An 11,454-nucleotide genomic window follows, 5' to 3' on the forward strand; every position below is an offset into this window, starting at 1 on the left:
GCCCGGACCCCGTCCGGCCGGGGCGCCCGGGCGCCGCTCGGTACTCGGCTGCGCGGCTGGGCGTCCACCACCTGGTTCCTGGTACCCGCGCTGCTGCTCTTCTTCCTGTTCGTCCTGATACCGATCGCCGTCGCCCTCTACACGAGCCTTTTCAAGTGGGGCGGCTTCGGCCGCCCGGAGGACTTCGTCGGCCTGGACAACTACCGGAAACTGGCGGGCGACCCGATCTTCCGCGGCGACCTGTGGCGCGGCCTGCTGATCGTCGTGCTGTCGCTGGTCGTCCAGCTGCCGATCGCGCTCGGCACCGCCGTGCTGCTGAACCAGCGGATGCGGGGCCGCGCGGTGTACCGGGCGGTCTTCTTCGCGCCCTACATCCTGTCCGAGGTGATCGCCGGCGTGCTGTTCGGCATCATCTTCCTGCCCGGCAGCGGGCTCGCGGACGAGCTCGTCGGCGGCCTGCCGCTGGTCGGCGGCCTCGCCGGCACGTGGTTCTCCGATCCCCGCACCGCGCTGCCCACCCTGTTCGCCGTCATGACCTGGAAGTACTTCGGCTTCCACATGATGATCTACCTCGCCGGGCTGCAGGGCGTCCCGGCGGAGGTGCTGGAGGCCGCCGCCATCGACGGGGCCGGCCCGTGGCGCCGGTTCCGCTCGGTCACGCTGCCGCTGCTCGCGCCCACCCTGCGGATCAGCGTGTTCCTGTCCGTCATCGGCTCGATCCAGCTGTTCGACCTGGTGTGGGTGACCACGACCGGCGGGCCGACCAACTCCACGGAGACGATGGCCGTCACCATGTTCCAGTTCGGCTTCAAGCGCTACCAGATGGGCTACGCGAGCGCGATCAGTGTGGCGATGTTCCTCATCAGCATGGTCTTCTCCCTGCTCTACCAGCGCTACGCGCTGCGCCGCGACCTCCGGGGCGCGGTCACCTCGGCGGGAGGAGCGCGATGAGGACCGTCCGGGGCCTGTCCCGGCACGCGCTGGTGTGGCTGCTCGGCTCCTTTGTCGTCGTCCCGCTGCTGTACGCCGTCGTCTCCGGCTTCAAGACCACCGGCGACCTCACCACGGACCCCGCCGGGCTCCCGCACCCGTGGAAGGTGTCGAACTACACCGGCATCCTGTCGTCCGGCACCTTCTGGCGGCAGATCGGCAACAGCGCGCTGATCGCCGTCGCCACCACGCTCATCACCGTGGCCGCCGCCGCGCTGGCCGCGTTCGCGTTCGCCCGCTACGCCTTCCGCGGCCGCGAGTTCTTCTTCACCCTGTTCGCGGCGGGCCTGATGTTCCCGCCCGCGGTGGCGGTGCTGCCGCTGTTCGTCCTGCTGCGCTCGTTCGGCCTGCTCGACAACCCGCTCGGGGTGATCCTGCCGCAGGCCGCGTTCGCGCTGCCGATGACGCTGATCATCCTTCGGTCCTTCTTCCGGACGATCCCCGCCGAGCTGGAGGAGGCCGCCGTCATGGACGGCTGCGGCCGGTTCGGGTTCTTCTGGCGGATCCTGCTGCCGATGGCGCGGCCCGCGCTCGGCACCGTGTCGGTCCTGGCCATCGTGACGAGCTGGAACAACTTCCTGCTGCCCCTGCTGGTGCTGGGGAACCAGAGATGGCAGACGATTCCGGTGGGCATCCAGCAGTTCCAGGGCCAGTACGCGACGAACTACGCGCTCGTCATCGCCTACATCGTGCTGGCGATGATCCCCGCGATCGCGTTCTACTCCGTGGCCGAACGCCAGCTGATCGGCGGCCTGACCGCCGGCGCGACCAAGGGATGACGGACCGGTACTTCCCGGACGACTGGACGACCGGAAGGCAACGTGCGGGACGCACACCTCTCCCCCGTCGGCGCTCCGGCCGCCCGGCCCGGCTTGACACGGGAAAGTGTGAGTGGTTTATTACTCACATGATGACGAGCCGAGGACGCCAGCTGTCCACCGCCGACGAGCGACGGGAGACCGTACTCGCCACCGCGATCGGTGCCTTCGCCGCGCGCGGCTACTGGGGCACCACCACCACGGAGGTGGCCAAGGCCGCGGGGATCTCCCAGGCCTACGTCTACCGGCTGTTCCCGAGCAAGGAGTCCCTGTTCGTGGCCGTCGTCGAGCACTGCTTCGTGAAGGTGCGCGGCGCGCTGGAGGAGGCCGTGGCCACCTGCGGCGGCGGCTCGGCCGAGACCGTCCTGCACGCGATGGGCGACGCCTACGCCCGCCTGATCAGCGACAACGCGCTGATGCTGATCCAGCTGCACGCCCAGGCGGCGGCGGTGTCGGAACCGGCGGTGCGCGAGGCGGTCCGGCAGGGCTACGCCCGGCTGGTGGAGTACGTGCGCGGCGCCTCCGGCGGCGGTGAGGCCCAGGTCCAGGACTTCTTCGCCCGGGGCATGCTCTGCCACCTGCTGGTGTCCACCGGCACCGAGCAGGTGCAGGCGCCCTGGGCGCGGACCCTGTCGGCGGGCATCACCCACTACTGACCGCCCGGACGATCCGGGGCCGCACCGGCGGGGCTCGCGTCCCGCCTTCTTTTTGAAGGCAAGAGTGAGTGGTCAACCACACACAACTGGAGTCGGAGATGCGTAGAACGACCGCGGGCCCGGCGCTCGCGGCCCTGGCCGGGGCGCAGTTCCTCGTCGTGCTCGGCAACTCGATCGTCAACGTGGCGCTCCCGCAGATCCGGGACGGCGCCGGGCTCGGCGACGGCGGCACGACGTGGGTCGTCAACGCCTACGGGCTGGTGTTCGGGGCGCTGCTCCTGGCCGGCGGCCGGGCGGCGGACCTGGCAGGGCACCGCCGGGTGCTGCTGGGCGGTCTGGCGGTGTTCGGCGGCGCGTCGGCGGCGGCCGGGCTGGCCTCGTCGGCGGGCCTGCTGATCGCCGCACGGGCGGTGCAGGGTGCGGGCGCGGCGGCGATCGCCCCGGCGGCGCTGGCCGTGGTGACGGGCCTGTTCCCGTCCGGCCCCGGACGCGGCAGGGCGCTCGGGGTGTGGGGAGCGGTCTCGGGCGCGGGAGGCGCGGCGGGGGTCCTGCTGGGCGGACTCCTGGCCCAGGCGTGGGGCTGGCGGGCACTGTTCTTCGCCGTCGCCGTAGGGAGCCTCGCCGTCCTGGCCGCCGTCGCGGTCTCGGCTCCCCGGTCCGCCGCGCCCGGCACCGGACGCTTCGACCTGCTCGGAACCGTCACGGTCACCGCGTCTCTGACCGCGCTGGTGTGGGGGCTGACGACCGCCCGCGCACAGGGCTGGACGGCCCCGCGCGTCCTGGGCGCGCTCGCCGCCGCCGCGGTGTTCGGGGTGCTGTTCGTCCTCGCCGAACGCCGCCACCCCGATCCCCTCGTCCCGCCGCGGCTGCTGCGAGGCGGCCGGGTGGGTGCGGGCAACCTGCTGATGGGGCTGTTCGGGTCGGTGTGGCTCGCGCTGTTCTTCTTCCTGCCGCTCTACCAGCAGGAGGTCCTGGGGCAGGGGCCGCTGCTCGCCGGGCTCGGGCAGCTCCCGCTCGCCGGAGCGGTCATGCTCGGCTCCGCCCTGTCGCCCCGGATCACCGCCCGGATCGGCGCGTCCCGGGCGCTGCTCGCCGGCCTGCTCGTCGAGGCCGCCGGGCTGGCGTGGCTGGGGCGGATCGGCGCAGGCGGCTCCTACCTCACCGACGTGCTGCCCCCGAGCGTCCTCGTCGGCCTCGGCCTCAGCGTCGCCTTCACCCGGCTCACCGACCTGTCGACGGACGGCGTCGCCAGGGCCGACTCCGGAGCGGCCGGCGGGCTGGTGAACACCACCCGGCAGGTCGGCGGCGCGATCGGCCTGGCCGTCCTGGCCACCCTCGCCGGGTCGGTCACCGCCGGCTCCTCCGCACCGCACCTCCAGGCCCTCACCGACGGCTACCGCGCGGCGTTCACCGCCTCGGCCGCCGTCCTGCTCGCCACCGCCGTCCTGGCGGCCCACCTGACCCGTCCGACCGAACTGACCCGTCCGACCGCCCTGACCCCATCGACCGACCTGACCCGTCCGACCGAAAGGAACCCCGAAATGCGCACCATCGACGAGACCGCCCCGGTGATCGTCCGCCTGTCCACCACCATCGACGCCCCGATCGAGCGGGTCTGGGCCGTCCACACCGGCATCGACGCCTGGCCGACCTGGAACGGCGACATCGACACCGCGTCGCTCAGCGGCCCGGTCGAGCCCGGCAGCTCGTTCCGCTGGACCACCCACGGCCTGGACATCACCTCCACCGTCTTCGAGGTGGTCCCCGGTGAGCGGATCGTGTGGGGCGGACCCGCCGGCGGCATCGACGGCGTCCACGTGTGGACGTTCACCGCCGACGGCGGGCGCGTCACCGTCCGCACCGAGGAGTCGTGGGCCGGGGCGCCCGTCGAGGCCGCCGCCGAGCAGCTCGGCCGGGCCCTGCACGCCTCCCTCGAATCCTGGCTCGCCGCCCTCAAGACGCGCGCCGAGCAGCCCGCCTGACCATGACCCGCACCTCTTCCCCCGACCCGTCCACCCGGCACCAGCACCACACCGACCCCCAGGAGCAAACCATGACCGCCAAGCCCTACCTGACCGGCCACTACACCCCCGCCGTCGACGAGATCACCGCGACCGGCCTGACCGTCGAGGGCCACCTGCCGCCGGAACTGAACGGCCGGCTCGTCCGCAACAGCCACAACCCCAAGCCCGGCGTCACCCCCACCCACTGGTTCAAGGGCAGCGGCATGGTCCACGGGATCCGGCTGCGGGACGGCCGCGCCGAGTGGTACCGCAACCGCTGGGTCCGGACCCCGGCCCTGGACGGCGCCCCCTACATGACCGAGCACGGCCCGGACCTGACCGCCAGCACCGCCGGCACCCACGTCATCGAGCACGGCGGCAGGCTGCTCGCGCTGTGCGAGGCCAACCTCCCCTTCGAACTGGACGCCGAGCTGGAGACGATCGGCGCCTTCGACTTCGGCGGCAAGCTGCGTTCGGCGATGACCGCCCACCCCAAGACCGACCCGGCCACCGGTGAGCTGCACTTCTTCGGCTCCTCGCCGTTCCCGCCGTACCTGCTGTACTACGTCGCCGACGCCGAGGGGCGGATCGTCCACAGCGCCGAGATCCCCGGCGCCACCGCCTCCCTCAAGCACGACTTCGCCATCACCCGCCACCACGTGGTGTTCGTCGAAGGTTCGGTCACCTTCGACCCGGCCGAGCACTCCGGCATCCCCTACGGCTGGAGCGACGACCAGCCCGCCCGCATCGGCGTCATGCCCCGCACCCCCGACGGCGCGGCGCAGATCCGCTGGTTCTCCATCGAACCGGGCAACATGCTGCACGCCGCCAACGCCTACGAGGACGCCCAGGGCCGCATCGTGCTGGAGGGCCCCACCGTCGACCGCGAGGGCTTCCGGCTGTCCTGGAACTGGTGGGTCGGCGCGCCCGGCCGCGGCACCGAGCCCAACACCCGCTCCTACACCCGCCGCTGGACCGTCGACCTCGCCCAGGGCAGCGTCAGCGAGCAGACCATCGACGACCTCGCCGTGGAGTTCCCCACCCTCAACGAGGACTACCTGGGCACGGAGAACCGCTACGCCTACGCCGTCTCCTTCCCCGACCAGGACGGCTTCGGCGGCTACGGCGTCGTCAAGTACGACCGCTCCACCGGAGCCCGCCTCCTCCACGAGGCCGGCGACGCCCGCCTGCCCAGCGAAGCCGTCTTCGTCCCCTCCGCGGGCGCCACCGGCGAAGACGACGGCTACCTGCTCACCGTGGTCTCCGACCTCAAGCAGGACGCCTCCCAGCTCCTGGTCCTGGACGCCTCCGGCCTCGACCGGATCGCCACGGTCCACCTGCCCCGCCGCGTCACCGGCGGCATCCACGGCTCCTGGATCCCCGACAACGACCAGTAACCAACCCGTCCAAGCGGGGCCGGGGGAAACCACTCCCCCGGCCCCGTCGCAGAACCACCGATCAAGGATCCGACGAAGCAGTTCCTCTCTACGTGCGCCGAGCGAGTCGATGACGCTGGCCGATTCACCCATGTGCCGCGAATGCCAGTGGATTTCCTGCCTGATGAGCAGATAGCCAGGTACGGGCGGTTTTAGGTCGCCCGCCGAGCACCGGCCAGGCCCGGCACCTCCCCCTGGTGGGCGCCCGGTCGTCCCTTCCTGGGACGGACGCGCCCGGGAACTGGCCGCGCTCGTCACCCCGGTCGGAGGCGACCTGCCCGGCGACGGACCCGCCTCCGGCGTAGGGCTCTACCCATAAGAGATGTGCGACATCTGGGACCTGAACATGCACCGTCCCTCCGCCATCGAAGCCAACATGAGCAACTCTCCCGCCCAGGTCCGCACGGCCACGCCCCAAGACCTCGACTCGGTCGCCGACCTGCACACCCGCGCCCGTACGGACTACTACCGAGGGTTCGTCGATGAGGCGGAACTCACCGACCCGGCCAGGGCCACGGCTCGACACAACTACTGGGCACGGATCCTCCGCTCTGCTGATCACACAGTCTTCATCGCCCATAAAGCAGGCAACCCCGTGGGATTCGCGATGATCGGAGCGTGCGCCCACCCCGACCCCGACCCACGCGTGACCAGCGAGATGCACCTCTACGTTGACCCCGGCAGCTTCCGGCAAGGCATCGGCACCGACCTGCACAGAGTTTGCGTCCAGGCATGGCAGGCAGCATCCGTGACCACGGCCCGCCTGTGGGTCCAAGGCTTCAATCAGCGAGCCCAGAACTTCTATCGCTCCCAAGGCTGGGCACCCGACGGACACCACCGGCCCGACTCCACCGGCCTACTCGGCTACATCCTGGAAATCCCTGCGGCGTAACAAGCCACCCCCACCATCCGCAGACGCGCCCGTTCCGCTGGACCGGCAGCCGCCGCCACCCACGCACCCACCGCCCAGCGCCAAGGGCGGCCGTCGGCACGCTCGCCATCGCGACCACTTGGCACCCAACCCCGCACCGCGCCAATCCTGGAACGCAGCGCCAAGGGGATCACCCGATGCGCGAAGACCTAGCCTGGGCGGCAGCCGACCGGTGAACGGCGGCACGGCCGCGTGCGGTCGGCGAGGAAGGGACACCATTCCCAGGGTGGGCGGCGCCCCCTGCCTCTCAGCATCCCGGCGGGCTACCGCTGATTCCCGCGCTCGTCCGCCTTGCTAGCTGCCCGTAGGTGGTCGGCTTGCCGCCCCTTCTCAGGCAGTTCTCGAGGCTGATCGGCCAGCAGTTCTCCTTGCTCTGGCCGGCCGAGGTCAGGGGGCGGTGCGCCGGTGCGGTGGGCGCGGCGGTGGCAGGCACCGCCAGCAGAGTGGTGGTGGCGGCGACCGCGACGGTCGCCGTGGCGGCGTGACGCAGGATGCGCATGGTTCCCTCCCAGAGAGTGAAGCGGCGCCGGACGCGCCGTGCAGCTCTGATGTCCCAGGGGCGGGGATCCATGAGGGCGGACGGGTAGATCCTCGGGAGATAGCGGCTGCGGCTGCATTTCATAAATGACCCGATTTGTGAGGTCACTGCCCGGCGGTCCGGCCGTGAACGCAGAGCTCACGCCCGCCGAACGTCGAGCATGAGGGCATTCAGAACATGAGCGCCCCGAACGAGCGCCGGTGACTGGGGCCCTGACACGTACTGAGCTCTCCGCCAGGGTGAGAGCCAACCCGGTTTGAAGCCGCAAAGCAGGAGCGCGGCCCATGCGACCACATGCTTGGAATTCACAATGCCGCACTCCGATCACCGACAGCGTTTCCATGTGCACTTGTGAAGCAGCAGATCGGGAAGCGCGGCTCCCCGGGCCGGTGGGGGCGGTCCACTTCAGAACTCGTGGGATCGGGAGAGGATCACCGCGCTGGGACAACGCTGGGGCCGCAACTGGGTGAGCGGCCAGCGACATCGCCCGGGGACTTGCCTTCCGGTGGTGGCCTTGGCGTAGCCGGTGATTACCGAGTCAGAAGAAGGCGTTGTGGCGCGGTTAAGACATCGCGGTCTTCGTCGTCGTCGCGCTCATTGCCGGGGTGCTCATCCGGCTCTGGATCGAACTGGAGAAGCACCCCATCGAGGGCTGGCAGGAAGGCCCGCGCACACCGACTCCGAGCACCGACACCCCTTCGACACCGTTCCCGACCACCAGCTCGAAGGGAACTCCACGCGTCACAGCCACCCCGTGACCCTCAGGCCAAGGAATCTTCGCGCCGGCCGGACGCCTCAGAGTCTTCCGGCCGGCGTGATCACCGTCCGCGCGGCACCACCGTCCGAAGCGTCCGTCTGCCCCCGTCGCAGCAGCAACCGCGACGCGTGCCAGGTCACCGCGTATCCGAACAGGACGGCGGCCATCACGCCAACGGCCCTGACCACCATCACGCGCAAACTGTCCGTACCGGGCCCGGGCACCGCGACCGCGGCACCCGCCGCTCCAAGCACACCGATCGGCACGCCCCAGCGCACAGGCGCGGGCAGAGGCCGGGAAGCGGTGGAGTGCTCCGCCGGAACCCGACGCCACAACCACCAGATCACCACCACCGCGCCGATCAACGTGTTGGCGTAGGAGATCACCGTGAGGCCGTCCGTCGAGCCCACCACCGGCTGCCGCAAGGACGGAAACGCCGCCGCCATCCCGCCCTTGGTCGTCGCGTCCCAGGCGATATGCGAACCGATCCCGACCAACGCCGACACCGGCCCCCGCAGCAGAAGCGAGACACCCCGCCCGCCCGCCGACGCCGGAACCGACGACCACGACGCGAACCGCGCCGGAAGAAGCAGTGAGAGCGGCTTCCGGCACACCTGGAACACACCGACGAACACCGCCGTCACCAGCAGATCGAACCCGAACATGCCGAACATCCCGCTGACCCCGTGGGTGGCACCGGCGTCGAACGCCCGGAAGTACCACGCTCCCGGATACAGCAGCACCTCCTGCGCCTCGAACGGAACGTAGTACGGCAGGTCAGGGGCCATCGTCCCAGCGACCAGCGCCACCGGGACGAACGGACGGCGCAGCAGGGGCAGCACGACGGCCGGATGACAGAACGTGAAAGGCAACGAACAGGTCCTCGATCAGTGGGGCACAGCGCACGGAAGCCGAACCGGCACCAGGCACCGCCGGCTCCGCAGCGTCCCTCGAACCCTGTCACCCTCCGCCCCTCTGAGCATCACCTCACGGGACGGTCCGCCCTCACTCTCCAGGGCGACCCGTCAGCCCCAAGGTCACCCCGGAAATAGCCCCGCAGCAGTACACCGAAGAGCCGTCACCACAGGAAACACCCCCCGGCCAGGCTCCCAGTCCCAACGCCCGTGAGGCTGGACCGTTGACGCTCATCGCCTCTGTGAGGCCGGTGATGTGGCCCCCACGCCCCCGGGAGGACCGAAGCGGCACATGATGACCAAGGTCCGTGAACGTGGTCCCCGGCTTGTGGGGGAAGGCCGTTGACCTCTGAGCCGCGGAAGCAGGAATCAGGCGGATGGCGAGTCACTGCGAAGGACGCGTCTGGGGGTTCTGCTGGTGCGGTGCGGCGGATGCGGAGGGGCCGGATGCGGGGGCGAGAGGTGGGGCGGGGGCGGACGCCGGGGAGAGAGGGTCAGCCGGTGCGGCGGGCGCGGCGGCGGTGGGCGAGCTCGTCGTGCGGGTGGGTGTCGTCGCAGTCGCCGACGTCGGCGCGTTCGGCGGGCAGCTCGGCGAGGCTGCCCTCGACCTCCTGCCAGACCCGGCCGAGCGCGATGCCGAAGACGCCCTGGCCGCCCTGGAGCAGGTCCACGACCTCGTCGGCCGAGGTGCACTCGTAGACGCTCACCCCGTCGCTCATCAGCGTGATCTGGGCGAGGTCCTCGACGCCGCGGTCGCGTAGATGGTTCACCGCCGTGCGGATCTGCTGGAGCGAGACCCCGGTGTCGAGCAGCCGCTTGACCACCTTCAGCACCAGGATGTCGCGGAACCCGTACAACCGCTGGCTGCCCGACCCCTGCGCCGCCCGGACGCTCGGCGCGACCAGGCCGGTGCGCGCCCAGTAGTCGAGCTGTCGGTAGGTGATCCCGGCCGCGGCGCACGCCGTGGGGCCCCGGTAGCCGACATCCTCCGGCGGCGCCGAGACCCGGGTGTCGAAGAGCAGACCCTGCTCTCCGGCGCGCTGGGACGCCATGCGCCTGTCGGGGGTCGCCTTGCCCTCGCCGCTGCTCACCGCCACGCGGACCTCCGGCTTCTATCAGCCCGCGGTGTTCCGTCAAGGGGGTTTGACGAATGACACCACGGGTGTTCCACCAGCACGGTAGGTGCCGGTCAGGGTGTGGTCAACGTTCGTCGTCGGCGCGTCGCCTACCCGGATGAACCGGCTTCACGTGGGCAAACTGCGCACCTTCGCCGTCATCGAACTCCTACCCACCTCTCCCCCGTGCGGAAACGGAGCGGGGCGGCCGCCTCCGGATCTCGTCGGCGGTGCCACGATCCCGCAGGTCACACCGGGTGACCGGCGCATCCGTGCCGCCGGGCGGCGGTGGACCGCCGACCCGGGCGCGATCCGCGCCCCGCCCGGACGGATCCGCCGGACCGGACGCGGGCGACGCACGACCCCGCACCCGGGTGGGCCGGAGGTAACGCGAACGCCATAGCACGCTGGTGGAACGACCAGGAAGCCGTGGGAGGACCTCACTGAGACCGCGCCGCGACAACCGCGCCGACCGGCCTCGGGAGACCCGATGACAAGTGCGTATTTTACCGCCGAGCGCCGCGAGAAGTGTGGTTATGATCACCCTCGTGTCGGACGGTCCTCACCTCGGCGGTGAGGGAGCGGGCCATGCGTCCCCGGCGGCACGTCCCGGCCTTTCACGCCACGTCCCGCCCGTTCGCGTCGGGCCGGGAAGGGGCTCCGGACGGTCGTCAGCCGGCGCGGCCGAAGTCCTCCGGGGTGATCGTGTCGAGGAACTCGCGGAACTTCTCCACCTCGTCCTCCTGCTCGTCGGGGATCGCGACGCCCGCCTCCTCGAGGATGTCCTCGGCGGCGAAGATCGTCGCGCCGGTGCGCAGCGCGAGCGCGATGGAGTCCGACGGCCGGGCGCTGACCTCGACGCCGTTGGAGAAGACCAGGTCGGCGAAGAAGATCCCGTCGCGCAGGGCGGTGATGTTGACCGTCCGCAGCTGCACGCTCAGCGCGTCCAGGACGTCCCGGAAAAGATCGTGGGTGAGCGGGCGCGCGGGCAGCACGCCCTGCTGGGCGAAGGCGATCGCGGTCGCTTCGACCGCCCCGATCCAGATGGGCAGGTAGCGATCGCCCTCCGTCTCCTTCAACAGGACGATCGGCTGATTGGAGGGCATCTCGACCCGGACGCCGACGACCTCCATCTGCTTCACAGCGGCTCCCTGCTGGTCCTCGCGGCCTCGATCTGCTCTCGTCCGGACCGGCTGGCCGCCGACCCCTGTAGCCAACGTACACCCCGCCCGCCTCCGGGTGTCCGGGCGGCGGGCGGGCAAATCGCGCCGCCCCGGGCCCGCCGCCCCTTCCGGG

Annotated in this window: 10 protein-coding genes; 6 read left to right on the top strand and 4 right to left on the bottom strand. The window is 71.1% G+C overall.

Translation table 11 applies throughout. The features are described 5' to 3' along the window. The 6 genes from DZF91_RS18500 to DZF91_RS18525 form a co-directional block, all read left to right on the top strand. A partial coding sequence (locus tag DZF91_RS18500; RefSeq protein ID WP_199486722.1) for a carbohydrate ABC transporter permease occupies positions 1-951 on the top strand: 951 nt, incomplete at its 5' end. Next, on the top strand, positions 948-1,769 hold the full coding sequence (locus tag DZF91_RS18505; RefSeq protein ID WP_117358708.1) for a carbohydrate ABC transporter permease: 822 nt from the start codon (positions 948-950) through the stop codon (positions 1,767-1,769). The genes DZF91_RS18500 and DZF91_RS18505, both read left to right, overlap by 4 nt. 128 nt (positions 1,770-1,897) lie before the next feature. Continuing rightward, positions 1,898-2,464 carry a TetR/AcrR family transcriptional regulator gene (locus DZF91_RS18510; RefSeq protein WP_117358709.1) on the top strand — a complete coding sequence of 189 codons (567 nt, stop codon included), beginning with the start codon at positions 1,898-1,900 and terminating at the stop codon, positions 2,462-2,464. A 98-nt stretch (positions 2,465-2,562) separates the two neighbouring features. Next, complete coding sequence (locus DZF91_RS18515) at positions 2,563-4,446, top strand: MFS transporter (RefSeq protein ID WP_117358710.1); 1,884 nt, start codon at positions 2,563-2,565, stop codon at positions 4,444-4,446. Positions 4,447-4,448: 2 nt separating this feature from the next. After that, complete coding sequence (locus DZF91_RS18520; RefSeq protein WP_235834390.1) at positions 4,449-5,864, top strand: carotenoid oxygenase family protein; 1,416 nt, start codon at positions 4,449-4,451, stop codon at positions 5,862-5,864. Positions 5,865-6,225: 361 nt separating this feature from the next. Continuing rightward, positions 6,226-6,795: a GNAT family N-acetyltransferase gene (locus DZF91_RS18525; protein WP_117358712.1), complete on the top strand. Its 570-nt coding sequence runs from the start codon at positions 6,226-6,228 to the stop codon at positions 6,793-6,795. 286 nt (positions 6,796-7,081) lie between these two features. On the opposite strand, the gene DZF91_RS38980 is transcribed toward DZF91_RS18525, so the two are convergent. The 4 genes from DZF91_RS38980 to DZF91_RS18540 form a co-directional block, all read right to left on the bottom strand. Then, positions 7,082-7,333: a hypothetical protein gene (locus DZF91_RS38980; protein WP_147341208.1), complete on the bottom strand. Its 252-nt coding sequence runs from the start codon at positions 7,331-7,333 to the stop codon at positions 7,082-7,084. A gap of 834 nt (positions 7,334-8,167) precedes the next feature. Continuing rightward, the gene (locus DZF91_RS18530) at positions 8,168-9,001 is read right to left on the bottom strand and encodes a DUF4184 family protein (protein ID WP_117358713.1); all 834 of its coding nucleotides are present in this window, start codon (positions 8,999-9,001) and stop codon (positions 8,168-8,170) included. Positions 9,002-9,537: 536 nt separating this feature from the next. Further along, complete coding sequence (locus DZF91_RS18535) at positions 9,538-10,140, bottom strand: MerR family transcriptional regulator (protein WP_117358714.1); 603 nt, start codon at positions 10,138-10,140, stop codon at positions 9,538-9,540. A 689-nt stretch (positions 10,141-10,829) separates the two neighbouring features. Beyond that, positions 10,830-11,300: a bifunctional nuclease family protein gene (locus DZF91_RS18540; protein ID WP_026416580.1), complete on the bottom strand. Its 471-nt coding sequence runs from the start codon at positions 11,298-11,300 to the stop codon at positions 10,830-10,832. Positions 11,301-11,454: the final 154 nt, after the last annotated feature.

It is taken from the genome of Actinomadura logoneensis, assembly GCF_003428695.1.
In the GTDB taxonomy this organism is placed as follows: Bacteria; Actinomycetota; Actinomycetes; order Streptosporangiales; family Streptosporangiaceae; genus Spirillospora; species Spirillospora logoneensis.